The organism is Streptomyces sp. NPDC005791, from assembly GCF_042871485.1.
Taxonomy (GTDB): domain Bacteria; phylum Actinomycetota; class Actinomycetes; order Streptomycetales; family Streptomycetaceae; genus Streptomyces.
In genome coordinates, this window is sequence record NZ_JBIAIP010000007.1 from 109,450 (window position 1) to 134,525 (window position 25,076).

Below are 25,076 nucleotides of genomic sequence, written 5' to 3' on the forward strand. Positions count from 1 at the left end.
AGCCGTAACCCATTCCTGTCCCTCGCCGTTATCGGTCATGCCATGAGGCACATGAGCGACATCGGAGACAGGAAGCAGATCTCATGACGTTATGCACAGAGAAGGCCGTCTCGCCCACCACCGGCGAAACCACCTGGCTCCTGGTCGACGAGGAGACATACGCACCTCATCCCGAGGCACGTGAGTTCTCCCTGTACCTGCGTGGAGTCGGGCGATCGCCCGAGACACAGCGCGCGTACATCCCCAGAATCGGTCGCTTCCTCAATTGGTGCGCAGAGCGGGGCACCGACTGGAGAACCGTCCGGCTCGGAGACATGAGCCTGTTCAAGTTCCACCTCGAACGGACACCGACCCAGTACGCACGGCTTCCGTCCGGCAAGACGGTCAACGCCACACTCACTGCGGTGTGTGAGTTCCTCCGCTTCTGTGCGGTCCAGGGACACGTGGATCACGAAGTCGCCGCGCGTCTCAGCGAGCCGCGCTTCCTCGCCCACGCCCCGGCCGGCTTCGATCCAGGCGAGGGCGGCCAGCACTTGATGGTCAGAGCCCGCGTCCTGAAGGCGCAGGAGATCGAGCGGGCGCCGCAGACGCTCACTGGTGTCCAGACAGAGCAGGTTATCGACGCCGCTCGCACCGCGCGTGACCGGCTGCTGCTGACCGTTCTGGTGGAAACGGGCCTACGCGTCGGCGAAGCCCTTGGTCTGCGGCGTGAGGACATGCATCTTCTCCCCGACTCCACGCACCTGGGCTGCCGAATCGGTGGCGCGCACCTGCACGTCAGGCCCCGGCAGGACAACGTCAACGGGGCGCGGGCCAAGGCCGGGCGCCCTCGCATGGTTCCGCTCACACCGGAAGTAGTGCACCGATACCGCGACCATCTCGCCGAGCGTGAGCAGGTAGTCGGTTCCGCCGACTGTGACTACGTCTTCCTCAACCTCACCGGCGTCCACGCGGGACGTCCGCTCTCGTACTCCAATACCAAGCAGGTGATTGAACGGATCGGGAGACGCTGTGGTCTGACCGCCCGACCGCACATGATGCGGCACACGGCCGCCACCCGCTGGATCCGCAACGGGGTCGCCCCGGACGTCGTACAGACCCTCCTGGGGCACGCCTCCTCGGCAAGCACCGCCGTATACCTGCACGCCCAGGATGAGGATCTCCGCGCAGCCGTTGCGGCCGTCGAAAGTCTCGCGCCGGAGCTACTGCGATGACCACTGCGCTCCTTCGCCCCGCTGCCGTTCCCTCCACCCCCGGTGTCCCGGAGTGGCCGTCATGGCTCGCGGTACGTCTCTCGCCGGGCTGGCGTACGGATGAGTGGGACTCGGTTCAGGCGCTGTTCACCGCCGATCCTGGCAATCCGACGACCAGCGTGTTCATCTGCTCGGTGATCTCCTGCGCCACCCATGTGGCGAGCAACGGATCACGCTGCAGCGCCTGCCGGAGGGCCCGCTGCCTCTTGGGGAATCCTGCGGACTTCGACAGCACACACACCCCGGATCCGGCACGCCGCAAGCCCAACGCCTCCGCGAACGGCTCGATGCCGGGCGTCTCCCAGTTCTCGCTCGCCGGTGTGAGCCCTGCAGTCCGCCAAGAGATCCTGTACGGGCTCCAGCAACGCGATGACGCCGGTATCAGCCTGGCCCCCCAGCGGGTACGCCGCATTGTGGCCGGTCTCCCCGCCGGACTCGGCTCGCTCCTTGACCTGGACGCCTCCTTCTCCTCCGGGCTTCCGGCTGCGGCCTCCGGCGTTCTGAACGGTGTTCTCCTGCACGTCCGACGCGCACGCGTCGAGTTCGAGGGCACCGATCCGACCTCGGGCGACGTATGGGAATGCGCGCTCATCGGGCTGACGGCAGGGCGCGGTCGCAAGTACGCCGCTGTCCACGGCGACATCGACTTCCGCCCGGTGAAGCAGCGCTGGCTGCGGGAACTGATCAAGGAGTACGGCCGCACGGCACGGCCAACGGTCCTGGACCTCCGTCAGACCGTCTACGCGGCCACCATCGCCTCATCCGGGCTGGCGGGCCGACCGCACTGCGAGGAGCCGGAGCGACTCGCCATGGCCGACATGAACGCCGTGGTGGACCTGTTTCGGATCACCAAGCGCCCTGAGGACGGTCACGACTACTCCACCAGCCACCGCAGGGCCCTGCTCCGTCACTGGCGCACGTTCCTGGAATACGCCCGCCAGGCCGGAATGATGGACCACGTGCCCGGCGGGTTCGCGCTCAATCCCCGCTTCCACACCATCGCCGCCGTGGAAGTGACCGAGGACGACCTCGGCCGCGCGATTCCCGAGCACGTCATTTCCCAGCTCGACGCCCACCTCGGTCTGCTGGGCACTTCGACGGCGTACGCGAGCGGCGGCTGGATGGCCACCGCCTTCGCACGGATGTACCAGGTGATCTATGCGGTCCTCCGGGACACCGGCCGACGTCCGGGCGAGATCACCAGCCTGCGCCGCGACTGCCTGGAGCGGGTCGACGGCAAACCAACGCTGATCTACGACAACCACAAGCGGCGACGCCACGGCCGTCGGCTTCCGGTCTCGGAGAGCACCGCCCAACTGGTCGAAACCTGGCAGAAGGAACTCGACGCACTGCCGGCCGTCCCGGGATGCACCCAGTGGCTGTTTCCTTCACCGGGCCAGCGCAATCGTCCACGCCGTGGGCATCTGAACGCTGCGCAGTTCTCCAACAGGATCTTCCGCGACTGGGTCGACGAAATGATCCCGGACCTCGTGGACGAGCGACTCGACGAGGACGGCGCCCCGCTCGCCTACGACCGTACCCAGGTCGTCCCGTACGGCTTCCGCCATGCGTACGCCCAGCGCCATGCGGACGCGGGCACCCGCCCCGATGTCCTGCGTGAACTCATGGACCACCGCTCACTGGACGTGACGATGGGGTACTACAAGGTCTCCCTCGGCCGGAAGCAGGAGGCCGTACGGACGGTCGCAGCACTCGCCGTGGACCGGAACGGTGCGGCCCGCGGCTTCAGCGATCCCCTCGCCTACGGGGTGGAGAGCGTCGGGGTCCCCTACGGCGGCTGCACCGAGCCGAGCAACGTCAAGGCCGGCGGCGGGCACTGCCGCATCCGCTTCCAGTGCGCCGGATGCGACTTCTACCGACCCGATCCCTCCTACCTCCCCGCCCTGGAGCAGCAGGTCGCGGACCTGCGGGCCGACAAGGAAGCCGCCCTGGCGATGGAGGCCGCCGACTGGGTCGTGCGCAATCTCGACGACCAGATCCGCGCCTACTCGAAGTCAGCCGATGAGATGCGGCGGAAGCTTGACGCGCTCCCCGCCGAGGAGCGGGCCGCCGTCGAATCCGCCTCACGCGAACTGCGCAAGGCCCGTTCGGCAGCGGCCTTCGTTCCCCTACAGGCACTGACCACACGGAGCTCGGAATGAAACGCCCCGCCGCTTCCGGCGGCAACGACCGGAACACCCGGGTCGAGCGCCTACGCGTCAGCCGCGCCAAGGACAGCGAAGACAAGACCAGGCGTGCGCTCGACGCCGTGGACGGCCTTCTCCGCTCGGGACGACGGGTCACCGTCACCCAAGTGGCACGGGATGCCTCGGTGTCCACGTGGTTCGTCTACAACCAGCCTCAGGTGCATCAGGCCGTTCAGGTCGGCATCACCGCCCAGCGAGCGCGGGGGCGCCAGAACTCCCTCGTTCCGGAGGCGTCTCAGGTGTCTCCAGCCGGGTTGCGGACGGATCTTGCACTGGCTCGCGAAGAGATCAAGGACCTCAAGCAGGAGCGCGATCGGCTCCGTAACCGGGTCAGGCTGTCTCTCGGCGCCGAGTTGGAGGGTTTGAACCGGAATAACCTGATCGAGCGGGTACAGCAGATCGAGCAACGGAATGCCGCACTGGAGCAAGCGTTGTCAGAGGCCAGGAGTCAGATCGCCGCCCTGGAGAGCAAACTGCGTGAGGCGGAGGACGACCTCACCGCCGCACGAGCCGGTCTCCGCCGCGCCATGCGGGCTGTTCCGTCTCCGTAGGTCGCGTTCCCCTGCCCACGGCTGTCCGGCCCGCGTGTCCTCCGCCGGACAGCCGTGAGAGGCCCAGTCAGAATGGGGGATCGTTGAAGAGCGAGCCGGTCCAGACGGGCGAGACCGGCGCGGGATCGCGCCGCTGAAGGAGTACGACGGCGTCGTTGACGCGCCCCAGTTCGATGAGGTACCCGGCAAGGTCGTTGCTGTTCGCGGGGGTGTGCTGTTCGAGAACGGCAACAGCTTCCTCGAAGCGTCCAGTACCAGCGAGCAGCTCAGCGATGTGCGGCGCCGCGTACGAGGTGGATCCCTCGGGGCGGGAGCGTGCCTGTGCGACCGCTCCGTCGACGCCGTCGCGGGCGGCGAGCAGCGGCAACCGTATCCAGTACAGGTCCCAGTCCTCCTCGCGCCCACGGGCGGCGGCGAGGGCGTCAAGGTGCGCCAGGCCGTCCTCGGGGCGGCCTTGGTCGAGGCAAAGACTGGCCCACGTATGCAGGATCCAGTCGTCCCCGTTATGGACCTCGGCCAGGTCCCGCATCACATCGACGGCTTCGCCCCCTCGGCCATGCCGTGCCAGGAGCTCCGCCAGTCGCACCGTGCCGTGGCACCGGAAGTCCTGCGAGTCGCCCGACTGCCGGTACACGGCGATCGCGCCTTCCACGTCACGTCGCTCCTCCAGCACCTCGGCCAAGCGCTGCGCAGCGTGACCATGGCGCTCGGTCACCGCGTACGCGCGAAGCTCCTCTATCCGATCGTGTCTCACCAGCAGGTCGGCCAGCTGATCCCTGTTGTTGACAGATGTGATGTGCCGGGTGCGCAGCAGGGCGATCGCTTCGTCGACGCGGTCCTGGCGTTCGCGGATCGTGGCAAGCAGCCCGATGGCGCTGTCGGGGTCCAGGCCGTTGCAGCACCACGGGCTGTCACACCGGTGCTGGTCGGGGATCCGGGCAGCCAGCAACGCAGCGATGTCTTCGTCCCGGCCTGTTCCTTCGGCGATGTCGACGAGAGCGGCGGCGAGAAGTGAGTCCTCGATTCCGGAGCTCAGCCGAGTGGTCGCCTCGTCCGTATGCCCGTGCCGGGCCAGCAGGCGCGCGAAGAACTCCAGCGGGAGTCCTCCCGTACTCGCATACGGGCGGGACAGCGCGATCGCCTCCTCTGCACGCCCCCGACTCTCCAGCATTTCCGCCTGGGTCCGGGCTGCCGGCCACCAGCCCGTGGCGACGTACGGAGCCAGCACCTCCAACGCCTGACTTTGCCGATCCTGGTCACCGATCAGCCGCGCCCATGCCCGCGCGCAGAACCATTCCCCACGACGGGCCTGGACCTCCACCTCGTCATCGTGGCCGAGCTCAAGAAGCCGGGCGACCAGGAGAGGAGGGATGCAGCCGGACAAAGTCCGGGCCTGACGGTCGAGATCGGCAGCGTCCATGACTGCGCACCTTAGCCACCACGTCCGACAGGAACTCCAGCCCCCGGGGCCAGGACAGTCAACGCGCTGCTGTCAGCCCTTGCACTGCTTCAGCATCATCGCCTTGTCCGCCGTCGTCACCGGAAGCTCGTACTTGTCAGCGACCTGGGCGAACCGCACCACGTACGAGCACCGGATCTTCTTGTTCGGCGGCAGCCAGGACGCGGGCCCCGAGTCCCTCTTCGCCGAGTTGGCGCGCCCTTCGACAGGAAGCAGATTGAGCACGTCGTTCGCCAGCTGACTGCGCTTGCTCTCCGGCCATCGGGCGGCGCCCATCTGCCAGCTGTAGGAGAGCGGGACCACGTGGTCTATCTGCACCTCTGCGGCCTTCGCCTTCTTCCAGGCGATGTCCTTGCCGGTGTACGGGTCGTACAGGTCCATCGCGACGACCACGCAGTCGGAACCTGAACGGAACTGCACCTGCCTTCCATGGAGTTTCAACAAGTCGTTCCGCGTGTCACAACCATTCCTCGCCAGCGGCACCCCGTCCGCCGTGTCCATCCACGCGTAGCCGAACTCATCCCGCTCGTAGCCCGTCTTCGGCCCACGCCCCTTTGTGGAGAGTCCTTGAATGAGCTTGCGTGCGTTGGCCTTGTCCACTTCCGAGGTGAGCGCGGCGAGCCCCGGCTTCGTCCCGTCGGAATTCGTCAGCGGGCTCACCGCCTGGCCGGCAGCTGCGTCCGGCGCGGATCCTGCGGAGCTTCCGCCCGGCTCCAGTCCATCACAGCCTGTGACGAACGCGGCGACAACGACGGCCGTAAGCACAACCTTTTTTCCGCGAGTCCGCAGGATCCCGTGACTCATGTGACTCTCACTATGCACAGCCGACCACACCCTGCATACGCTGCGAGAACAGCCCCAGCACAGCGCGAACCATAGAGATAACCCGGGTCCCGCACCCGTTACGGTCGGTGTCCGCCCACGCGGACCCGAACTCGTCCCGTTCGTACCCCGTTCTCGGCGCCCGGCCCTTCACGGTGAGCGTCTCCACCGCCTGGAGTGCCGTACCGGCGGCGGCCGTACGCGTCCCGGACGGGTCGGGCCGGTCGCTCGGTGCCTCGCATCCGGCCAGCGCCAGCGAACCTGCCAGGGTGAGCGTCAGAAGCGGGAAGGGACGAGGGCGGCGGCGTACCGCGGGGGAAGGCGTCACGGGCGACGAGCCTAACGACCCGGACCACCCGCTGTCGCACACCTGGTCGCACGCACCGCGCCCCGGACGACGGGTCAGTTCGCGGCCTCGGCCGCAGTGGGCTCGCGGCGGCCGCCACGGCCCACGAGGAGACGGACGAGCGCGAGCGCCGCGAGAAGGGCGACCAGCGCGCACACGGCTCCCCAGCCCACCCGGTCGTAGGCCCGGACCCCGAGCCAGGAGCCCGCGCTGCCCCCCAGGTAGGCGCAGGTCATGTAGGCGGTGTTGAGTCTGCCCCGGGCATCGGCGCGCAGGGCGTAGACCCGCGCCTGGTTGGCCACCGTGCCGGACTGCATGGCGACGTCGAGCAGCAGCGTGCCCGCGACCAGCGCGGCGATCCCCCACACCCCGCCCCCGGCTGCGGCGGCCAGGACGGCGGCCGAGACCACGACCGCGCAGACGCACACCAGGCTGACCCGGTCGGGACCGTGACGGTCCACCATGCGGCCCGCGAACGGGGTGGAGAAGATCGTCACGGCGCCCACCAGGGCGAGCAGCCCGACGGCCTGCGCCCCGAGCCCGTACTCGGGGCCGGTGAGCAGGAGTGCCACACAGGTCCAGACGGCGGAGAAGCCTCCGAAGACCGCCGCCTGGTACAGGCACGAGCGGCGCAGCTCCGGCTGGGTACGCGTCAGCCGCAGCACCTCGCCGAGAAGCGCCGGGTAGGACCCGCGGGAGGGCGCCTGGGTCCTGGGCACCGCACGCCCCACCACCGCGGCGAGCAGCAGGACGAGCACCCCGGCCGCCAGGTACGGGGCGCGCCAGCCGAACCGTTCGCCGAGCACCCCGCCGAACGTACGGGCCAGCAGCATGCCGCCGATCGAACCGGCCAGCAGGGTGCCGATGACCGCTCCCCGCCGGCCCGCGGGGACCAGCCCGGCGGCCAGCGGGCCGATGATCTGCGCGGCCACCCCGGTGAACCCGACGCAGGCCCCGGCCACGCCCAGGACCAGCAGGCCGGGGGCGCAGCCCGCGACGAGCAGGCCGCACCCCGTGAGGACGAGCAGGGTGACCAGGAACGGGCGCGCCGGCAGCCGGTCCCCGAGCGGTACCAGCAGGAACATCCCCGCGGTGTAACCGGCCTGGGTGGCCGTCACGGCGACGGACGCCGCTTCCGGCGAGGTGTGCAGCCCTTCCGCGATCAGTGGCACGACGGCCTGCGGGAAGTAGAGATTGCCCACGGCCACCGCACAGACGAGCGCGAGGAACAGGGTGGTCCGACGGCTCACTCCGGTCCCCCGGCCCCTCGGGGCCGGCGCGCGGGCCTGTGCCCCGGGCGGCTCGCGCCGGCGCCGCTGGTGACGCGGCGCTCGTACTCCATGGGTGTCATGCGGGTAGTTCACAAGAGCCACGGCAAGCAGCCAATGAATGTAGCGTACGGCTTAATGATCACCTTCGAGCTGGGCGTCGAGGACCTCGCGGACACACGGTTCGCCATCTCCCCGCTGTACGAGACGGTGCTCAGTCTGCGGGTGTTGAGAGACCCCGGACTGTCGGCGGTCCACCTCCCCTGGCGCAGATCGGTCCTCCGCGACGTGGACCCCCTCGACACCGGCCTGCTGATGTCCCTGGTCGCCGTACGCCACACCCTGCCGGACTTCCTCACGCCCCGGCCCACGAGCTTCGCGCCCGCGTTCGAGGAGGAGCTGGCCGTCGTCCGCCGCACGCCCCCCGCCGTCGTACGCCGTGATCTGCTGGCCGCGCACGCCCCCGGTCAGCTCCCCGCCGCCCTGCGCGCCGCGGCCGACGGTCCCGAAGAGCACGTCGCCGCACTCCGTGACACCGTGTGCGCCCTCGTGCGGCAGTACTGGGAGGCCGCCGTCGAACCGGTGTGGCCACGTATGCGGCTCCTGCTGGAGGCCGACATGACCTACCGGGCGCGACGGCTGGCCGTGGGCGGCGCCCGCCTGCTGTTCGCCGACATGCATCCGAGCCTGCGCTGGGCCGGCGGGGTCCTGCACATCGACCAGGTGAACGGCAGGTACCACCTCCCGGCATCCGGCCGGGGGCTGCTGCTCCTGCCGTCCGTGTTCGCCCACAAGCCGGCGCCCCCCGTCGGCGCGGACGAGCCGCCGGCGCTCGCCTATCCCGGCCGCGGGGTCGCCACGCTCTGGGCCTCACCACCGGCTGCGGACACGTCCGCTCTGGTCTCCCTGCTGGGCGCCCCCCGGGCCCGGCTGCTCGCCCTCCTCTCCGAGCCGCTGGCCACGGTGGAGCTCGCCCGCCGCCTCCGGGTCACCCCGAGCGCGGTCTCCCAGCACCTGCGGGTCCTCCACGCCACGGGCCTGGTCTCCCGGGCCCGCTCGGGACGCCAGGTCCTCTACCGGCGCAGCGACCTCGGCGACCGCCTGACCGCGGTGCCCGCACCCTGACGGTCCCGCCGGCCCCGGGGGTGTGAGCGCGCCCGCTCACACCTTCCCGATACCCAACGTCGTCTCCGAGGGAAGCAGACCCGAGCTGATCGCCTCCACCCACAACGGGCCCAGCAGCTCCACCAGCCGCTCCCGCCCCTCGGAGCCGAGGGCCGCCCAGGGGGCCGACGCGGCTTCGTCCGTCCGCCGCTCCACCCGTGCCCGCAGCGCCCGACCGGCCTCGGTGGCGGAGCCGTCGGCCGCCACCAGCCCCCGGCCGGCCAGCCGCGCCCGGCCCGCCTCCCACGCGGCCGCACTCCAGCCCCGGCTCGCGAACACCTCGGGCGGGGCCGCGCCGACCGCCGCGAAGGACACCAGCGACTCCACCGGGTCCAGGCCGGCCTCGACGAGTGCCGCGATGTGCCCGTCGCCCCGGTGCTCCCGCAGCACCGTGGCGGCCTGCCACAGCACCAGGTGCGGCTCCTCGGGCCAGGGCAGGGCTGCATTGGCCCCGGCGAGCGGCCGGTCCGTGACGTCCGCGGCCTCGGCGGCCCGGCGCGCCAGAGCGGCGGCCTCGGCGAACTCCGCGCCCGCGACCCGGTCGCCGAACAGCGCCCGGTACGCCCGGTCGACCGCCCGCGCACGCGCCGCGAGCACCTCCTGCGGCTCCGCCACCTCCCACCCGGCCGGGACGTACCGGGCGACCATCGCCGGGTCAAAGCTGTGGAACACGGCCGTCACGCGGTCCGCGTCCACCGCCCTCAGCGGCGCCGCGCGCCACGCGAAGTAGCCGGGCCAGCGTTCGTCCGTGGCGTACCCGAGGGCGGCAGCCTCCTCGGTCACCTGCGGCGCGTAGTAGAAGACGGCGTGCAGCGGCTCCAGCAGGTGCCACATCTGACGTACGTGTCCCAGCTCGTCGGCCATGTCCCCGGTCTCCCGTCGTCCCTGCAACTTGTCAACGCCTAGATCCGGGGCCCAGCATGCGACCACCTCGGTAACTTGTCAATGCCTAGATCTCGCGTACCGTGAGGCTCCATGAGCAGCGAGCGCACCTACCATCACGGTGACCTGCGGCGGGCGGTCCTGACGGCCGCACTCGACGTCATCGCGGCCGACGGCCCCGACGCCCTGTCCCTGCGCGGCCTGGCCCGCCGGGCCGGCGTGTCGCACGCGGCACCGGCCCACCACTTCAAGGACCGCACCGGCCTGCTCACCGCCGTCGCAACCGAGGGCTACGCCCTCTTCGCCGACGCCCTGGCCGCCGCCCCCGACCTCCAGGAACGGGGCGTGGCCTACGTTCGGTTCGCCGCCGCGCACCCCGCGTACTTCCAGGTGATGTTCCGCCCGGAACTCCACCGCGCCGACGACCCCGCCCTGCTGACGGCGAAGGCCCGCGCCACCGAGGCACTGCGCGCCGGCGTCAGCGGTCTGCCCGGCACAGCCCGGGCCGAGGACGCCCGACTCGCCGGCGTCGCCGCCTGGTCCCTGGCCCACGGCTTCGCGACCCTGCTGCTCAGCGGCAACCTGGACGACGCCCTCGAAGGCCGCACCCCGGAGGAGGCGTTCAGGACGGCGGCCGGGCTGGCGTTCAGGCCGGGCGCCCCGGGCCGCCCGGAATGAACTCGTACTGCACCTCGTAGAGATGACCGGCCTTGACCATCACCGTGGCCTCGACGGGGCGGTCGTGGTCAGTGAAGACCACACGCAGGGTCCTCAGTACGGGCAGGTCCCCGGGCAGCCGCAGCAGGCCGTACTGCTCCTGCGTGGCCACCCGCGCGGAGACCCGGTCGACACTGAGCCCGGGCGGGTGCCCCAGAGCGGCCAGAAGCGTGGGCGTACCGCCGGGGATCCTTCGGCAGGCCGTATCGTCCGCTGCCGATGATCGCGAACCGTCACCGAGGCCCCCCGGGCCGACCGACCACCAGCCGCTCCTGCTTCAGGAGTTGCAAGGCCTTCTGGACCGTGGCGTTCGCGGCGACGGGCTGCCCGCACCCCGGGAGCCGGACGAGAAGAGCTGCTCGGGACGCGGCCTGTATCTCGTCGCTCGACTGACCGCCGAATTCGGGATCGACCACCACGTCGTCGGCACAACCGTCCGGGTGACATTCAAGAGGCCCTGACTCCGAGAGACACGTCGGCCCCGCCGGTTCACCCGGCGGGGCCGACGCGCGGAGCCCGGGCGCTACGACCCCAGGATCGTCGTGAGGAACTCCCCGGTCCACGCCAGGAGTTCGCGCCCCACCACCGGCTTCCCGCCGATCCGGCCCGCCGTCGGGCGCGGGACCAGGATCTGGTGGGCACCCGGCTTGATGACCGTCTTCGGGTGCAGCCGCTTCAGCCGCAGCTCCTGCGACTCCCGCAGCTCCACCGGCGCGAAGCGGATGTTCGGCCCCTGCAGCACGATCTCGCCCACCCCGCAGGCCCGTGCCAGCATCCGCAGGCCCGCCACCAGCAGGAGGTTCTCCACCGGCTCCGGCAGCTTGCCGTAGCGGTCGGTGAGCTCCTCGCGCACCGCCCTGATGTCCTCCTCCGAATTCGCGGAGGCGATCGCCCGGTACGCCTGCAGGCGCAGTCGCTCGCCCGGGGCGTAGTCGTGCGGGACGTGCGCGTCGACGGGGAGCTCGATCTTGACCTCCAGCGGCGGCTCCTCCTCGACAGCGCCGTCCACCGCCGCCCGGTAGTCCGCCACCGCCTCGCCGACCATCCGGATGTACAGGTCGAAGCCGACGCCCGCGATGTGGCCGGACTGCTCACCTCCGAGCAGATTTCCCGCGCCGCGGATCTCGAGGTCCTTCATCGCCACGTACATGCCCGCACCCATCTCGGTGTGCTGGGCGATGGTCGCCAGACGCTCGTGCGCGGTCTCCGTCAGCGGCTTCTCCGGCGGATACAGGAAGTAGGAGTACCCCCGGTCCCGGCCGCGGCCGACACGGCCGCGCAGCTGGTGCAGCTGGGACAGGCCGAAGTTGTCACCGCGCTCCACGATCAGCGTGTTGGCGTTGGAGATGTCGATGCCGGACTCCACGATCGTCGTGGAGACCAGCACGTCGAACCTCTTCTCCCAGAAGTCGACGACGACCTGCTCCAGCTGACCTTCCCCCATCTGCCCGTGCGCCGTCGCGATCCGCGCCTCGGGCACGATCTCCCGCAGCCGCGCCGCGGCCCGGTCGATGGACTCGACCCGGTTGTGGATGTAGAACACCTGGCCCTCACGCAGGAGTTCACGCCGCACCGCCGCGCCGATCTGCTTCTCCTCGTACGGCCCGACGAAGGTGAGGACCGGGTGCCGCTCCTCGGGGGGCGTCGTGATCGTCGACATCTCCCGGATGCCCGTGACGGCCATCTCGAGCGTACGGGGGATGGGCGTCGCCGACATCGTGAGGACGTCCACGTTGGCCCGGAGCTTCTTCAGCTGCTCCTTGTGCTCGACCCCGAAGCGCTGCTCCTCGTCGACGATGACCAGACCCAGGTCCTTGAACTTCGTCTCCGACGCGAACAGCCGGTGCGTGCCGATGACCAGGTCGACGGACCCGTCCTTCAGCCCCTCCAGCGTCGCCTTCGACTCGGTGTCCGACTGGAAACGGCTCAGCGCCCGCACGTTGACGGGGAACTGGGCGTACCGCTCGGTGAACGTGCCGAAGTGCTGCTGGACCAGCAGCGTCGTGGGCACCAGGACGGCGACCTGCTTGCCGTCCTGGACCGCCTTGAACGCCGCGCGCACAGCGATCTCCGTCTTGCCGTAGCCGACGTCACCACAGATCAGCCGGTCCATCGGGACGGACTTCTCCATGTCCTCCTTGACCTCGGCGATCGTGGACAACTGGTCGGGCGTCTCGGCGTACGGGAACGCGTCCTCCAGCTCACGCTGCCACGGGGTGTCCGGGCCGAAGGCGTGACCGGGGGCCGCCATCCGCGCCGAGTACAGCTTGATCAGGTCCGCGGCGATCTCCTTGACCGCCTTCTTGGCCCGCTGCTTCGTCTTCGTCCAGTCGGCGCCGCCGAGCCGGTGCAGGGTCGGGGCCTCGCCGCCGACGTACTTGGTGACCTGCTCCAGCTGGTCGGTCGGGATGTAGAGGCGGTCCCCGGGCTGGCCGCGCTTGGCGGGGGCGTACTCGACGAGGAGGTACTCACGGGTCGCGTTCTGCACGGTGCGCTGGACCATCTCGATGTAGCGGCCGACACCGTGCTGTTCATGGACGATGAAGTCGCCCGCCTGCAGCGTCAACGGGTCGACGGACTTACGGCGGCGGGCCGGCATCCGCCCCAGGTCCTTGCTGGCGGTGCGCTGCCCGGTCAGGTCCGTCTCGGTCAGCACGGCCAGCTTCAGGGCGGGGTCGACGAATCCGTGGTCGATGGCCCCGCACGAGACGTGGACGAGCGACGGCGTGATCTCGGTCAGGTCCTGGTCGAGGCGGGCCGCGATGCCCTCGCCACCGAGCACCTCGACCGTGCGGGAGGCGGGTCCCTGCCCCTCGGTGACGTACACCGTGCGCCAGCCCTCGGCGAGCCAGCCCTTGGTGTCGGCGAGCGCACGCGCGGTGTCCCCGCGATACGCCTCCGGGGCGTGCATCCCCAGCTGCAGGGAGTCCCCGTCCAGCTCCTCGTCGGCTGCGAACGGCGAGGTGGACCACCACATCATGCCCAGCTCACGGGCCCGGTCCCGGACATCGGCGATGCCCCACAGGGAAGCCGCGCCGACATCGATGGGGGCCTCCCCGCCGCCCGCCGTGGCCGCCCAGGACGCCTGGAGGAACTCCTGGCTCGTCGCGACGAGGTCCGCCGCCCTGGTCCGCACCCGCTCCGGGTCGCATACCAGCGCCATCGAACCCTTCGGCAGGACGTCCAGCAGCAGCTCCATCTCGTCGACGAGCACCGGGGCGAGGGACTCCATGCCCTCGACGGCGATGCCCTCCGCGATCTTCCCCAGCAGCTCACCGAGCTCCGGGTGCTCCTGAGCGAGGGCCGCGGCCCGGGTGCGTACGTCCTCGGTGAGCAGCAGCTCACGGCAGGGCGGGGCCCACAGCCCGTGCTCGGCGACCTCCAGGGACCGCTGGTCGGCGATCTTGAAGTAGCGGATCTCCTCGACGTCGTCGCCCCAGAACTCCACCCGCAGGGGGTGCTCCTCGGTCGGCGGGAAGACGTCCAGGATGCCGCCACGCACGGCGAACTCGCCGCGCTTCTCGACCAGCTCGACCCGGGCGTACGCCGCTGCCGCGAGCGCGTCCACGACCTCACCCAGATCGGCGGTCTGCCCGCTGCTCAACGCCACCGGCTCCAGGTCGCCGAGCCCCTTGACCTGTGGCTGGAGCACGGAGCGGACCGGCGCGACGACCACACCGACCGGCCCGGTCTCCGGGTCGTCCTGCCGGGGGTGCGCGAGCCTGCGCAGCACGGCGAGGCGGCGGCCCACGGTGTCCGAGCGCGGCGAGAGCCGCTCGTGCGGCAGGGTCTCCCAGGACGGGAACTCCGCCACCGTGTCGGGCGGCAACAGGGTCCGCAGCGCCGCCGCCAGGTCCTCGGCCTCGCGGCCGGTCGCGGTGACGGCGAGCACCGTACGCCCTGCCTCACGGGCCAGCGCGGCCACCGCGAAGGGGCGCGCGGCGGGCGGGCCGGCCAGGTCGACGTGGGACCGGTGGCCGTCGGTGGCGGCCTTCACCGCTTCGGAGAGCGCCGGGTCGGTGACGACGACGTCCAGCAGACCGTGCAGGCTCATGAAGGTTCCGTCCGGTGTGGCGAGTGAGCAACGCGAAGGACCCGACACGTGGGACGGGCCGGGGTGTCCAGCGTACGACGCCGGTGTGTCACTCGCGCGAGGGAACGCCGTTGTCCGGACGGCGGCAGCCGGGCTAGCCTTGGTCCGGTAGTTAGTCCACTCGTCGCCCCTGTGAGGCAGTCATGGCAGCAGCCCGGCAGTACAACGTGCACGAGGCCAAGACCCACTTCTCCCGGATACTGCAGCAGGTCGAGACCGGCGAGGAGGTCGTGATCAGCCGGGCCGGCGAACCCATCGCGAAGGTGGTGCCCCTGCATCCGAAGGTACGTCGAACCGGTCGGGGGTCCCTTCGGGGGCAGATTCACATCGCCGACGACTTCGACGAGCTGCCGGATGACATCGCCGAAGCCTTCGGGATGCGCTGATGCGTCTTCTGCTCGACACCCATGTCGTTCTGTGGTGGTTCGACGACTCCCCTGAGCTTTCCGATGAACTCAAAGATCTGATCGACACGGAGCCCGCGGTGTATCTCAGCGCCGCGACCCCGTGGGAGATCGCGATCAAGCAGTCCGCCGGCAAGCTCGCAGGACCCGGCGACCTGGCAGAGCGGGTCCGCGACTGCCAGCTGACGGCTCTCGCGATCACCGCAGGCCACGGCGTCAAGGCCGGCCGCCTCCCCCCGCTCCACCGCGACCCCTTCGACCGCATCCTCGTCGCCCAGGCCCAGACCGAGGGACTGACGGTCGTCACCCGCGACAAGTGGATCCCCCAGTACGACGTACCGGTCCTGCACGCCTGACGGCCACGGCCGGACGCGATCCGGCCCTGGGGCGTTCCGGCGAACGCCCCAGGGCCGGATCGGTCATCTCCCGTCCGGCACAGTCACCCGTCCGTGGCGATGGCGTTCAGGACGTTCATCCGGCCGGCCCGGAAGGCCGGGACCAGCGCGGCGAACAGTCCGACGAAGGCGGAGGCGACGAACACGGTGAGGATCGTCGGCCACGGGATCTCCAGGACCCCGAGTCCTTCCAGGGCCAGCAGCTTCTGGGCCGACGTGCCCCAGCCCATGCCCAGGCCGAGCCCGAGCAGCGCGCCGAACAGGGCGATGACGACGGATTCCAGCCGGATCATGCGCCGCAGCTGGCGGCGGGAGAGGCCGATCGCCCGCATCAGGCCGATCTCGCGGGTCCGCTCGACCACCGACAGGGCCAGGGTGTTCACCACGCCGAGCACCGCGACGACGATCGCCAGGGCGAGCAGGCCGTACACGATGTTCAGCAGCTGGCCGATCTGGTCCTTCAGGTCCTGCTTGAAGTCCGCCTGGTTCTGCACCTTGTACTGCGGATACGCGGCGAGCGAGCTTTTGACGGCCGCGTACGCCTCCTTCTCCTTGCCGTCCTCCGCCGCCGCGAACATGATCATGTTCTCGGGCATCCGGTCGGCGCCGACGTGACGCTCGGCAGTGGTGATGTTGACGTACATCGCACCCTGGTCGACGGACGTGTCGTCCGAGGTGATCGCCGCGACCTTCAGCTTCGCGGTCCCGCCGGCCTTGAAGGCGACGGTCATCTCGTCGCCGACCTCGATCTCGTGCAGGGCCGCGTAGTCGGATCCGACCGACATGGAGTCCGCACCGTACGCCTTCGCCAGGTCACCGGCGACGGCTTCACGCCGCAGGTCCTGCGGGTACGTCGGGTCGGCGGCCGTGATGTGCTCGTCCGCCGTCGAGCCGTCGGGGTTGGTGAGCTTCGCGGCGAGCACCTTGTAGTGCGTGACGTGCTCGATCCCGGGCACCTTCTCGATGGCGTCCGCGGCCTGCGGCACGATCAGCTGGCCGGTGCTCGACTGGACGATGAAGTCCGTACCGACCGACTTGTCGAGCTCGTCGGTGGCCGAGGCGACCATGGACGAACCGACCACGGAGAGGCACGCCACCAGGGCGAGGCCGATCATGAGGGCCGCGCCCGTCGCTCCCGTACGCCGGGGATTGCGCAGCGCGTTGCGCTCCGCGAGCCGCCCGACCGGGCCGAACAGCCGCAGGACGACGGCGCCGAGGACCCGCACGACCACGCCGGCCAGCAGCGGGCCGATCACGATGAAACCGAGGAGGGTGAGGACCACGCCCAGGCCGAGGTAGAGCGAGCCCTCGCTCGCCTCGTCCACCCTGGTCGTCGCCCACAGGCCGGCGGCACCGGCGCCGGTGAGGACGAGGCCGATCACCGCCCGGATCCGGCCGGACTTGGTGTCAGCCGGGGTTCCGGCGTCCCGCAGGGCCGCCATGGGGGAGACCTTGCCGGCCCGGCGGGCCGGGATGTAGGCGGCGAGGACGGTGACGACGACGCCGAGCGCCAGCCCGGTCACCGGTGTCGTCCAGGCGACGGTGAGGTCCCCGGTGGACAGCTCCATACCGACGGCGCCCATGAGCTTCATCAGCCCCACGGCGAGACCGATACCGGCCGCGACGCCCAGGACCGATCCGACGACGCCCAGGAGCACCGCCTCGATCAGCACGGACCGGTTGACCTGCTTACGGCTGGAACCGATGGCCCGCATCAGGCCGATCTCACGGGTGCGTTGGGCGACCAGCATCGAGAACGTGTTGACGATCAGGAAGATGCCGACGAGGAGGGCGATCCCGGCGAACCCGAGCATCGCGTACTTCATGACGTCCAGGAAGGACCCCATGGAGTCCTTGTTGGCGGCCGCGGCCTCGTCCTGGGTCTGCAGCTTGTACGCGGCGCCGTCGCCCAGGGCCGCCGCGACGTTCTTCTTCAACTGGATGTCGCTGACACCGGAGTCGGCCGTGACCGAGATGTGGGTGAAGACGCCGGATGCCCCCAGCAGCTTCTCCTGCGCGGTGGCCGTGTCGAGGAAGACGACGGCCGCGCCCGGGTTGGTGACGGTGAAGGCGGCGATGCCGCTGATCCTCGCCCTGATGTCGCCGGTGACCGCGATGGTGCGCAGCTCGTCACCGATCTTCAGGTGGTGCTTCTCGGCGGTGTCGGCGTCGACCATGACCTCGGTCGGGCCGCGCGGGGCGTGACCGGAGGTGATCTCCATGGAGCGGAGGTCGTTGCGCGTCCAGTTGCCCGCGAGCGTCGGGGCGCCGGTCTCGGAGCCCATGTTCTTGTCGTGGCTGTCCACGACCGTGACGGACATGCTCATGACGCCACCCTCGGCGCCCTTCACCCCCTCGGCCTTCTCCACCTGGGTGAGGACGGAGGCCGGCAGCGATGCGGGCTTGCCGTTCTCCGGGATGTCGTCGGCACCCCCGGCCGCCTTCGGGTTCACGGTCACATCGGCCGACGACGCCGCGAAGAGCTTGTCGAAGGTGGTGTTCATGGTGTCGGTGAACACGAGGGTGCCGCAGACGAACGCCACCGACAGCAGGACCGCGACGGCGGAGAGGGCCATCCGCCCCTTGTGCGCGAGGAAGTTGCGCATCGAGGTCTTCCAGACGGTCATGACGTCCGCCCGCGCGCGTCGAAGTCCTTCATCCGGTCCAGGACCTGCTCGGCCGTCGGGTTCTGCATCTCGTCGACGATCGAGCCGTCCGCGAGGTAGAGGACCCGGTCCGCGTAGGAGGCCGCCACCGGGTCGTGGGTGACCATGACGATGGTCTGGCCGAGCTCGTCGACCGACCTGCGCAGGAAGGACAGCACCTCGGCACCGGCCCTCGAGTCCAGGTTCCCCGTGGGCTCGTCACCGAAGATGATCTCGGGGCGGGCGGCGAGCGCCCGGGCCACCGCGACACGCTGCTGCTGACCGCCGGAGAGCTGCGTGGGGCGGTGCTTGAGCCGCTCGGCGAGACCGACGGTCTCCACGACCTGCTGCAGCCAGCCGGCGTCGGGCTTACGGCCGGCGATGTCCATCGGCAGCGTGATGTTCTCGAGCGCGTCGAGCGTCGGGAGCAGGTTGAACGCCTGGAAGATGAAACCGATCCGGTCCCGGCGCAGCTGTGTCAGCTTCTTGTCCTTGAGACCCGTGATCTCGGTGTCCGCCAGGTGGATCTGACCCGAGGTCACCGTGTCCAGACCCGCCAGGCAGTGCATCAGCGTCGACTTGCCGGACCCGGACGGCCCCATGATCGCCGTGAACTGCCCGCGGACGATGTCCACGTCCACATGGTCGAGCGCCACGACCCGGGTCTCGCCCACGCCGTACGCCTTGACGACCTGGCGCGCTCGCGCAGCGACGGCCGTACGCCCTCCAGTGCCCCCGTGCCTGGGAATGGTTACAGCCGTTGTCACGGTTTATCTCCTATGTCGGTCGATGCTCGGACGTCCTTGTGTACGTGTCGAGTCTCGGGCGGGAAGGGGTTCCGGCGCGCTGGTGCCTGGCGCAGTCTTCGAGGGGGGTTTCCCCCACCCCGTCCCCTCCGGCCGGCCGCATCCCCGATGTAAGAACACGTTAAGGAACGGGGCGCCCCCCTCTCGTCCTCCGGCGGGAGGAACGGCCCCTGGGCAGAAGTACGTAGCTTCCCCTAGGGGTCCGGCACCCGGGGATGAGACCGGGGTAGGGGTTCCGGCGGGGTCCCTCACGCCCGGGGCGACCCTCCGCCTTGCGATCACACGCACCAGACGCCGCCAGGCCCACCCTTCGGGCGGACGGCGCTACTTTCGAAACGCGCCCTGGACCGGGAGCGAGAAGCCCTCGGGCACCGTGCCCTCGGCGAACAGCATCCCTACACGGACCTTGCCCTCACGTATCGCCCGGGCGCGCCGGTACTCCGGGGAGTCGTACCACTCCCGGATCCGGTCCATATCGGGAAACTCGATGACCATGAACCGGGAGGAACCCCAGGTGCCTTCGACGGGCTCAGGTGTCGGGCCCGCGACCAGGTAGCGGCCGCCGTGGCTGAGGATGGACTCCTGAGCCACGCGTGCGTAGGCCAGGCCGGCCTCCTCGTCGAGCACATCGACGTTGACGATGACGTAAGCGGGCATGAGATCCCCGTCCTTGGAACACGGCGTGCACTGATGTCAGGGCCGAGACTATTCGGGTGACGCGCCGCACCGCCCCCCCGAGGTCGCCGTGGAACGGGCCGGCGACCTGCCCCCGCCCCCAGGTGCGAGACTGCCTCCATGGACATAGTCAGCAGGAACAACATCACGGTGGCAGGCCCCGAGGGCGCGCCGGTCCTCCTCCTGGCGCACGGGTTCGGCTGTGACCAGAACATGTGGCGACTGGTGGCACCCACGCTGGCCGAGAGGTTCCGCGTGGTGCGGTTCGACTACGTGGGATCGGGCCGCTCGGACCTCTCGGCGTGGAGCGAGACCCGCTACGGCACCCTGGACGGATACGCCCGCGACGTGGTGGAGATCTGCGAAGCACTCGACCTGCGCGAGGTCCGGTTCGTCGGACATTCGGTCAGCGCCATGATCGGCGTACTCGCGGCAGCGGCGGCACCGGACCGGTTCGCCTCTCTGATCATGATCGGCCCCTCCCCGCGCTACGTCGACACCCCCGGCTACCGGGGTGGATTCAGCGCCGAGGACATCGACGAGCTGCTGGAGTCCCTGGAGTCCAACTACCTCGGCTGGTCCGCGGCCATGGCGCCGGTCATCATGGGCAACCCCGACCGCCCCGAACTCGGCGAGGAACTGACCAACAGCTTCTGCGCCACCGACCCGGCCGTCGCCCGGGTCTTCGCCCGGACCACCTTCCTGACGGACAGCCGCGACGACCTGAAGAAGGTGAGCGTCCCCACGCTGGTCCTGGAGTGCTCGCAGGACGTCATCGCCCCCCGGGAGGTGGGCACGTACGTCCACGAGGCGATCCCGCACAGCCGTCTCGTCACCTTGGAGGCGACCGGCCACTGCCCGCAGCTGAGTGCCCCCGAAGCGACCGCGGCCGCCATCGTCGACTTCGTGGGGAACCAGTCCTGATGTGCCGCACCGGCCGGAACCCCGACCGACCGGAGGGGGACGAGGCCCCCTCCACCGACGCGGCGTTCACCGCGTTGCTGGAGGACAGCGCCGAGGAGCTCTACGAATCCGCCCCCTGCGGCTATCTGTCCACCCTCATGGACGGGACCATCGCGAAGATCAACAAAACGCTGCTGACCTGGCTCGGCCTCTCCCGTGACGACGTCGTGGGCCGCATGCGCTTCACCGACCTGCTGACCGTCGGCGGAAAGATCTACCACGACACCCACTTCGCGCCCCTCCTGAGCATGCAGGGCAGCGTCAGCGGCATCGCCCTGGACATCAAGAAGGCCGAGGGAGGCCGTCTCCCCGCCCTCATCAGCTCCTCGACGAAGACGGACAGCGACGGCCGGCCCCTCCTGATCCGTACGACGGTGTTCGACGCCAGGGACCGGCGCTCCTACGAACAGGAACTGCTGCGCGAGCGCCGAGCCGCCGAAGAGGCCCGCAGGCAGGCCGAGGAGGACCGCGAACGTCTGCAGGAGGCGCTCGCGGTGCTGCAGAGCACGCTGCTCCCCTCGGCCCTCCCCCCGGTCCCGGGCATGGAAGCCGCCTCCCACTACCACACCGCTTCCCCGGACCGCCTCGGCGGAGACTTCTACGACCTCTTCCCCCTGGACGGCGAGCGCTGGGCCTTCTTCCTCGGTGACGTCTGCGGCAAGGGCCCCCAGGCCGCCGCCGTGACCTCCCTGACCCGCTACACGCTGCGGGCGGCGGCCCTCCACGACCCGGACCCCGTGGCAGCGCTCACCACCCTCAACACCGTCCTTCACGAGCGGTACGCCTCGGGCGACCCGCGCTACTGCACCGCCATCTTCGGCGTCCTCGAACCCGTCGGCGACACCGTCGCGGTCGAGGTCGCCTCCGGCGGCCACCCCCCGGCCCTCGTCCTGCGCGAGGACGGCCGGGCCGACTACCTCCCCACCCCCGGCGGGCTCCTCGTCGGCATCCTGCCCACGGCCGGCTTCACCTCCGCCAGGACCGTGCTGGGGGCAGGAGACACCCTGCTGCTCTACACGGACGGGCTCACCGAGGCCCGGATCGGAGAGGAACGCCGGCTCTTCGGTGACGAAGCCCTGCGCGACTTCGCGGCCGGCCTCTCCCACACCGGACCGCAGCAGGTCGTCGCCGCGATGACCGGCCTGCTCAACAGCTTCGGCGACGGCCTGGACGACGACACCGCCCTCCTCGCCCTCGGCGTACCCGCCGACCGGCCCGAGCCTGCGAGCGACACCCTGACATGAGCCCACTGACCACGACCGTCCGAGACACCGCGACCGGCCCCGTGCTCCGAGTCGAGGGAGAACTCGACTTCGGTACCGCCCCGGAACTCCGCCAGGTGGTGACCGGTCTCGTCCTCGCACCGGGCCAGCGGCTCGTACTCGACCTCGAACACCTCGCCTTCTGCGACTCGAGCGGCATCACCGCGTTCATCGTCGCCCGCAACCACGCGACCGCCGCCGGCGCCGACGTCGCGCTGGTCGCCGTGCCCGGCCCTGTGCTCCGCGTCCTGCGCGTCACCGGGCTCGACCAGGTGTTCTCGCTCGAGCCCGGCCCGGACCCACGGAGCGGGGCCGTCAGCGGCTGACCGTACGAGCCCGGCCGCGGACGACGACAGCGACCTCGCGTACGGCAGCCGAATGCCGGACTGCCCGGCTCCGGCCCCTTGCGGGGCGGAGCCGGGCAGTGTGGAAGGACGCGCGCCGGGTCAGCCCTTGGCCGCGGCCACCTCCGGTGCGGCGGCCGCGTCGGCCTTCTCGCCGGAGGTGGTGGAACGGCGGACAGCCGGGATGAACGCCGAGATCACCAAGGCGACCAGCGCGACACCGCAGCCGACCATCAGGCCGGTACGGAACCCGGCCTCGGAGGTGAAGGTGAAGCCACCCGTCTCCGTGGTCATCTGGGCGAGGACCGCGCCGATCACGGCGGCGCCGATCGATGTGCCGAGCGCGCGCATGAGGGTGTTGAACCCGTTGGCGGCGGCCGTCTCGGACACCGGGACCGCGCTCATGATCAGAGCGGGCATCGCGCCGTAGGCGAGGCCGACGCCGCTGCTGCTGACCATGAGGAACAGCATCAGCCCCCAGGCGGAGCCCATCAGGAGGATCCCCAGGCCGTAGGCCGCGGCGATGACCAGCACTCCGCAGATCAGCGTGAACTTCGGGCCACGGGCGTCGGTGAGCTTTCCGCCGAGCGGGGAGATGACCATCATCATGATGCCGCCGGGGGCCATCCACAGGCCCGCCGCGAGCATCGACTGGCCCAGGCCGTAGCCGGTGGTCTCGGGGAACTGCAGCAGCTGCGGCGCGATCAGCATGCCGGCGTACATGCCGAAGCCGACGAAGAGCGACGCGAGATTGGTGATGAGCACCCGGGGGCGGGCCGTGGTGCGCAGGTCGACCAGGGGGTCCCTGGTCCGCAGTTCCCAGAAGCCCCAGGCGATGAGCACCACGACGGCGCCGACGAACAGGCCGACCGTCGTCGTCGAGGTCCAGCCCCACTCGGCGCCCTTGGAGACGGCGAGGAGCAGGCAGACCAGGCCGACGGCCAGGCCGAGGGCGCCGGGTGCGTCGAAGCGCTGCCCCTTGGCGGCGGCCGGGACGTCCGGGATCAGGAACCAGATCAGGGCGAAGATGATGAGGGCCAGCACGGCGGAACCCCAGAACAGCACCCGCCAGTTCGCGTACTGGGCGACCGCCGACGCGATCGGCAGGCCGAGAGCGCCGCCGATGCCGAGGGAGGCGCTGACCAGGGCGATGGAGGAGCTCATCTTCTCCTTCGGCACGACGTCACGCAGCAGAGCGATGCCGAGCGGCACCATGCCCATGCCCATCCCCTGCAGACCGCGTCCGACGATCATCGGGACGACGGAGGACGCGAGCGCGCACACCACCGACCCGACGACCAGCGGCACCGCGCACACGAGCAGCATCCGGCGCTTGCCCAGCAGGTCGCCCAGCCGTCCGGAGACCGGCACGCACACCGCTGAGACCAGCAGGGTGACGGTGATCACCCAGGCGGCGTTGGAGGACGTGGTGTCGAGGAGCTGCGGCAGCTCGGCGATGAGCGGGGTGACCAGGGTCTGCATGACCGCCGCCACGGTGCCCGCGAAGGCGAGCGTGGCGATCACACCGCCTGATCCGGCTGTCGGCTGGGGGGCATCCATGAGGATGGAACTCCTAGGGGGTCGTCGTCTCGCCCACCGAGGGGCGATGTGCATCGTACACTTCGAATGTGTCATGCACGTTATGTGTCTAGTGCACATCTCATGGGGCCATGAACCGCCGTCAAGCCGACGTACGATCGACCCGGTGCAGGAGCAGGAGGCCGCAGGACATGGCCGGACCCACGAGAACACCGCCGCCTTCGCCGCCCGCCTCAAGCGCTGCAACAGCGGCATCGAACACCTCGCCGCACACCCCCGGCCGCGCCCCTGACCCGGCCGGCCCGCACGCCTGCCGGTCCGCACGCCTGCCGCAGGCGGTGTGCCTCAGTCCCCCGCCGAGCCGACGACCGCCCGCCCCGTCAGGGCCGCCAGCGCATTGCGTACGTGCGCCATGTGCGCCTGCACCTCCTCGCGACTCTCCTCGTGCTCCCGCAGGACCCGCTCGGTCTCCCGCACGACACGTTCCTCCGCCACCCTGGCCACCGACAACAGCTCCGCCGCCCGCGCCTCCGCGTCCTCCTGGCCGTGCCGGGCCGCCTCCTCCGCCTCCGCGAGCTCCCGCCTCGCCACAGCGAGCGCCTCCTCGCCCCGGGCGACCAACGCGGCCTCACGCTCCGCCGCGGCGGCCTCCGCACCGGCGATCTCCGCCTCCGCCGCCTTGCCCCGCTCGGCATGCTCCTGCTCCTGATGCGCCAGCACACCCGCCGTACGGCGACGCGTCTCGGCCATCTCCGCCTCCGCCGCCCCGCGCACCTCACCGGCCTCCTGGCGCGCCCCCTCCAGCAGCGCACCGGCAGCCTCCCGCGCCGCGGCCAGCACCTGCTCCGCGTGGGCGTCCGCCGCCGCCCGTACCACCTCGGCCTGCTGACGCGCCGCCTCACGGGCCTCCCGGCCCGCCGCGTCCGCCGCGTCCCGCAGCGCCTGCGCCTCCTCCGACGCCGTACCCCGCGCCGCCTCCGCCTCGGCCTCCGCCAGAGCCAGAATCTGCTGGGCCCGCTCCCCCAGCGACTGATACGTCTGCGGCGCGAGCGAGGCCACCACCTCACCCAGCCGCGCGGACTCGACTGCCAGCTCCTCGGCCAGCCCCGTCAGCCGGGACACCCGCTCCTGGGCACCGTCCCGCTCCGCCGACAGTGCGGCCACCACGCGGTCCACCTGATCAGGGCGGTAGCCACGCCCCCGTACGCCGACAAAACCGTGCGCGGACACCGGTCCACCACTCATCCCCGAAGACCTCTTTCCCGCTCTCCGACTCCCCGA

22 protein-coding genes and 1 pseudogene are annotated in these 25,076 nt (G+C 70.6%); 11 read left to right on the plus strand and 12 right to left on the minus strand.

Translation table 11 applies throughout. The features are described 5' to 3' along the window. The first annotated feature begins 83 nt into the window (after nucleotides 1-83). From ACFYSH_RS15850 to ACFYSH_RS15860, 3 genes are read left to right on the plus strand one after another with little or no spacing between them, the layout of a single operon-like run. Nucleotides 84-1,214, plus strand: a complete 1,131-nt coding sequence (locus ACFYSH_RS15850) for a tyrosine-type recombinase/integrase (protein ID WP_388752933.1) — start codon at nucleotides 84-86, stop codon at nucleotides 1,212-1,214. Continuing rightward, nucleotides 1,211-3,415, plus strand: coding sequence for a tyrosine-type recombinase/integrase (locus ACFYSH_RS15855; RefSeq protein ID WP_388752936.1), 2,205 nt, complete (start codon nucleotides 1,211-1,213; stop codon nucleotides 3,413-3,415). Before ACFYSH_RS15850 ends, ACFYSH_RS15855 begins: the two co-directional genes overlap by 4 nt. Then, nucleotides 3,412-4,011, plus strand: a complete 600-nt coding sequence (locus tag ACFYSH_RS15860; protein WP_388752939.1) for a DUF6262 family protein — start codon at nucleotides 3,412-3,414, stop codon at nucleotides 4,009-4,011. The genes ACFYSH_RS15855 and ACFYSH_RS15860 overlap by 4 nt, the downstream gene beginning before the upstream one ends. A gap of 67 nt (nucleotides 4,012-4,078) precedes the next feature. Here the strand turns inward: ACFYSH_RS15860 and ACFYSH_RS15865 are convergent, their stop codons facing one another. The 4 genes from ACFYSH_RS15865 to ACFYSH_RS15880 all read right to left on the minus strand — a co-directional run bounded on the left by ACFYSH_RS15865 (nucleotide 4,079) and on the right by ACFYSH_RS15880 (nucleotide 7,888). Next, nucleotides 4,079-5,431 (minus strand): tetratricopeptide repeat protein, encoded by a 1,353-nt coding sequence (locus ACFYSH_RS15865; RefSeq protein ID WP_388752942.1) that lies wholly within the window; start codon nucleotides 5,429-5,431, stop codon nucleotides 4,079-4,081. 72 nt (nucleotides 5,432-5,503) lie between these two features. Then, the gene (locus tag ACFYSH_RS15870) at nucleotides 5,504-6,274 is read right to left on the minus strand and encodes an HNH endonuclease family protein (protein WP_388752944.1); all 771 of its coding nucleotides are present in this window, start codon (nucleotides 6,272-6,274) and stop codon (nucleotides 5,504-5,506) included. Between the two features lie 10 nt (nucleotides 6,275-6,284). After that, the gene (locus tag ACFYSH_RS15875) at nucleotides 6,285-6,620 is read right to left on the minus strand and encodes a hypothetical protein (protein WP_388752947.1); all 336 of its coding nucleotides are present in this window, start codon (nucleotides 6,618-6,620) and stop codon (nucleotides 6,285-6,287) included. Between the two features lie 74 nt (nucleotides 6,621-6,694). Further along, the gene (locus ACFYSH_RS15880; RefSeq protein WP_388752950.1) at nucleotides 6,695-7,888 is read right to left on the minus strand and encodes an MFS transporter; all 1,194 of its coding nucleotides are present in this window, start codon (nucleotides 7,886-7,888) and stop codon (nucleotides 6,695-6,697) included. A gap of 156 nt (nucleotides 7,889-8,044) precedes the next feature. Between ACFYSH_RS15880 and ACFYSH_RS15885 the strand changes: the two genes are divergently transcribed. Next, nucleotides 8,045-9,031: an ArsR family transcriptional regulator gene (locus ACFYSH_RS15885; RefSeq protein ID WP_359477076.1), complete on the plus strand. Its 987-nt coding sequence runs from the start codon at nucleotides 8,045-8,047 to the stop codon at nucleotides 9,029-9,031. A 36-nt stretch (nucleotides 9,032-9,067) separates the two neighbouring features. On the opposite strand, the gene ACFYSH_RS15890 is transcribed toward ACFYSH_RS15885, so the two are convergent. Then, nucleotides 9,068-9,934, minus strand: a complete 867-nt coding sequence (locus tag ACFYSH_RS15890) for a hypothetical protein (protein ID WP_388752953.1) — start codon at nucleotides 9,932-9,934, stop codon at nucleotides 9,068-9,070. Nucleotides 9,935-10,045: 111 nt separating this feature from the next. Between ACFYSH_RS15890 and ACFYSH_RS15895 the strand changes: the two genes are divergently transcribed. After that, a complete protein-coding gene (locus tag ACFYSH_RS15895) occupies nucleotides 10,046-10,630 on the plus strand; it encodes a TetR/AcrR family transcriptional regulator (RefSeq protein ID WP_359477070.1) in 585 nt (194 codons plus the stop codon). Here the strand turns inward: ACFYSH_RS15895 and ACFYSH_RS15900 are convergent. After that, nucleotides 10,599-11,088 (minus strand): annotated as a pseudogene (locus tag ACFYSH_RS15900) (UTRA domain-containing protein). The gene ACFYSH_RS15895 and the pseudogene ACFYSH_RS15900 overlap by 32 nt on opposite strands. A 104-nt stretch (nucleotides 11,089-11,192) precedes the next feature. After that, nucleotides 11,193-14,723: a transcription-repair coupling factor gene (gene mfd, locus ACFYSH_RS15905; RefSeq protein ID WP_388752956.1), complete on the minus strand. Its 3,531-nt coding sequence runs from the start codon at nucleotides 14,721-14,723 to the stop codon at nucleotides 11,193-11,195. Nucleotides 14,724-14,905: 182 nt separating this feature from the next. On the opposite strand from mfd, the gene ACFYSH_RS15910 reads away from it, so the two are divergent. Both ACFYSH_RS15910 and ACFYSH_RS15915 read left to right on the plus strand, forming a co-directional pair. Continuing rightward, the gene (locus ACFYSH_RS15910; protein WP_359477064.1) at nucleotides 14,906-15,148 is read left to right on the plus strand and encodes a type II toxin-antitoxin system prevent-host-death family antitoxin; all 243 of its coding nucleotides are present in this window, start codon (nucleotides 14,906-14,908) and stop codon (nucleotides 15,146-15,148) included. Continuing rightward, entirely contained in the window at nucleotides 15,148-15,522 is a 375-nt protein-coding gene (locus tag ACFYSH_RS15915) for a type II toxin-antitoxin system VapC family toxin (RefSeq protein ID WP_359477062.1), read from the plus strand. The genes ACFYSH_RS15910 and ACFYSH_RS15915 overlap by 1 nt, the downstream gene beginning before the upstream one ends. 83 nt (nucleotides 15,523-15,605) lie before the next feature. Here ACFYSH_RS15915 and ACFYSH_RS15920 read toward each other — a convergent pair whose 3' ends face one another. The 3 genes from ACFYSH_RS15920 to ACFYSH_RS15930 form a co-directional block, all read right to left on the minus strand. Further along, complete coding sequence (locus tag ACFYSH_RS15920) at nucleotides 15,606-18,188, minus strand: FtsX-like permease family protein (RefSeq protein ID WP_359477059.1); 2,583 nt, start codon at nucleotides 18,186-18,188, stop codon at nucleotides 15,606-15,608. Next, nucleotides 18,185-18,973: an ABC transporter ATP-binding protein gene (locus tag ACFYSH_RS15925; protein WP_359477056.1), complete on the minus strand. Its 789-nt coding sequence runs from the start codon at nucleotides 18,971-18,973 to the stop codon at nucleotides 18,185-18,187. The genes ACFYSH_RS15920 and ACFYSH_RS15925 overlap by 4 nt, the downstream gene beginning before the upstream one ends. A 363-nt stretch (nucleotides 18,974-19,336) precedes the next feature. Next, nucleotides 19,337-19,669 (minus strand): DUF1330 domain-containing protein, encoded by a 333-nt coding sequence (locus ACFYSH_RS15930; RefSeq protein WP_359477053.1) that lies wholly within the window; start codon nucleotides 19,667-19,669, stop codon nucleotides 19,337-19,339. 138 nt (nucleotides 19,670-19,807) lie between these two features. Between ACFYSH_RS15930 and ACFYSH_RS15935 the strand changes: the two genes are divergently transcribed. Genes ACFYSH_RS15935 through ACFYSH_RS15945 form a run of 3 tightly spaced genes read left to right on the plus strand, consistent with a single transcriptional unit; the run spans nucleotide 19,808 to nucleotide 22,238 of the window. Then, the gene (locus ACFYSH_RS15935; RefSeq protein ID WP_359477050.1) at nucleotides 19,808-20,611 is read left to right on the plus strand and encodes an alpha/beta hydrolase; all 804 of its coding nucleotides are present in this window, start codon (nucleotides 19,808-19,810) and stop codon (nucleotides 20,609-20,611) included. Continuing rightward, the gene (locus ACFYSH_RS15940; RefSeq protein WP_359477047.1) at nucleotides 20,611-21,894 is read left to right on the plus strand and encodes a SpoIIE family protein phosphatase; all 1,284 of its coding nucleotides are present in this window, start codon (nucleotides 20,611-20,613) and stop codon (nucleotides 21,892-21,894) included. Before ACFYSH_RS15935 ends, ACFYSH_RS15940 begins: the two co-directional genes overlap by 1 nt. Then, complete coding sequence (locus ACFYSH_RS15945) at nucleotides 21,891-22,238, plus strand: STAS domain-containing protein (protein WP_359477044.1); 348 nt, start codon at nucleotides 21,891-21,893, stop codon at nucleotides 22,236-22,238. The genes ACFYSH_RS15940 and ACFYSH_RS15945 overlap by 4 nt, the downstream gene beginning before the upstream one ends. Nucleotides 22,239-22,358: 120 nt before the next feature. Here the strand turns inward: ACFYSH_RS15945 and ACFYSH_RS15950 are convergent, their stop codons facing one another. After that, the gene (locus tag ACFYSH_RS15950; RefSeq protein ID WP_388752964.1) at nucleotides 22,359-23,816 is read right to left on the minus strand and encodes an MFS transporter; all 1,458 of its coding nucleotides are present in this window, start codon (nucleotides 23,814-23,816) and stop codon (nucleotides 22,359-22,361) included. Between the two features lie 145 nt (nucleotides 23,817-23,961). Here ACFYSH_RS15950 and ACFYSH_RS15955 point away from each other — a divergent pair, with 145 nt between their 5' ends. Next, on the plus strand, nucleotides 23,962-24,087 hold the full coding sequence (locus tag ACFYSH_RS15955) for a hypothetical protein (protein WP_388752967.1): 126 nt from the start codon (nucleotides 23,962-23,964) through the stop codon (nucleotides 24,085-24,087). Nucleotides 24,088-24,140: 53 nt separating this feature from the next. Here the strand turns inward: ACFYSH_RS15955 and ACFYSH_RS15960 are convergent, their stop codons facing one another. Beyond that, a complete protein-coding gene (locus tag ACFYSH_RS15960) occupies nucleotides 24,141-25,040 on the minus strand; it encodes a cellulose-binding protein (RefSeq protein ID WP_388752970.1) in 900 nt (299 codons plus the stop codon). Nucleotides 25,041-25,076 lie beyond the last annotated feature (36 nt).

Excerpts from the sequence above, each read along its gene's own strand:
- ACFYSH_RS15850 (WP_388752933.1), top strand. The coding sequence starts at position 84 with ATGACGTTATGCACAGAGAAGGCCGTCTCGCCCACCACCGGCGAAACC.
- ACFYSH_RS15855 (WP_388752936.1), top strand. The coding sequence starts at position 1,211 with ATGACCACTGCGCTCCTTCGCCCCGCTGCCGTTCCCTCCACCCCCGGT.
- ACFYSH_RS15860 (WP_388752939.1), top strand. The coding sequence starts at position 3,412 with ATGAAACGCCCCGCCGCTTCCGGCGGCAACGACCGGAACACCCGGGTC.
- ACFYSH_RS15865 (WP_388752942.1), bottom strand. The coding sequence starts at position 5,431 with ATGGACGCTGCCGATCTCGACCGTCAGGCCCGGACTTTGTCCGGCTGC.
- ACFYSH_RS15870 (WP_388752944.1), bottom strand. The coding sequence starts at position 6,274 with ATGAGTCACGGGATCCTGCGGACTCGCGGAAAAAAGGTTGTGCTTACG.
- ACFYSH_RS15885 (WP_359477076.1), top strand. The coding sequence starts at position 8,045 with ATGATCACCTTCGAGCTGGGCGTCGAGGACCTCGCGGACACACGGTTC.
- ACFYSH_RS15890 (WP_388752953.1), bottom strand. The coding sequence starts at position 9,934 with ATGGCCGACGAGCTGGGACACGTACGTCAGATGTGGCACCTGCTGGAG.
- ACFYSH_RS15895 (WP_359477070.1), top strand. The coding sequence starts at position 10,046 with ATGAGCAGCGAGCGCACCTACCATCACGGTGACCTGCGGCGGGCGGTC.
- mfd (WP_388752956.1), bottom strand. The coding sequence starts at position 14,723 with ATGAGCCTGCACGGTCTGCTGGACGTCGTCGTCACCGACCCGGCGCTC.
- ACFYSH_RS15910 (WP_359477064.1), top strand. The coding sequence starts at position 14,906 with ATGGCAGCAGCCCGGCAGTACAACGTGCACGAGGCCAAGACCCACTTC.
- ACFYSH_RS15915 (WP_359477062.1), top strand. The coding sequence starts at position 15,148 with ATGCGTCTTCTGCTCGACACCCATGTCGTTCTGTGGTGGTTCGACGAC.
- ACFYSH_RS15920 (WP_359477059.1), bottom strand. The coding sequence starts at position 18,188 with ATGACCGTCTGGAAGACCTCGATGCGCAACTTCCTCGCGCACAAGGGG.
- ACFYSH_RS15930 (WP_359477053.1), bottom strand. The coding sequence starts at position 19,669 with ATGCCCGCTTACGTCATCGTCAACGTCGATGTGCTCGACGAGGAGGCC.
- ACFYSH_RS15935 (WP_359477050.1), top strand. The coding sequence starts at position 19,808 with ATGGACATAGTCAGCAGGAACAACATCACGGTGGCAGGCCCCGAGGGC.
- ACFYSH_RS15940 (WP_359477047.1), top strand. The coding sequence starts at position 20,611 with ATGTGCCGCACCGGCCGGAACCCCGACCGACCGGAGGGGGACGAGGCC.
- ACFYSH_RS15945 (WP_359477044.1), top strand. The coding sequence starts at position 21,891 with ATGAGCCCACTGACCACGACCGTCCGAGACACCGCGACCGGCCCCGTG.
- ACFYSH_RS15950 (WP_388752964.1), bottom strand. The coding sequence starts at position 23,816 with ATGGATGCCCCCCAGCCGACAGCCGGATCAGGCGGTGTGATCGCCACG.
- ACFYSH_RS15960 (WP_388752970.1), bottom strand. The coding sequence starts at position 25,040 with ATGAGTGGTGGACCGGTGTCCGCGCACGGTTTTGTCGGCGTACGGGGG.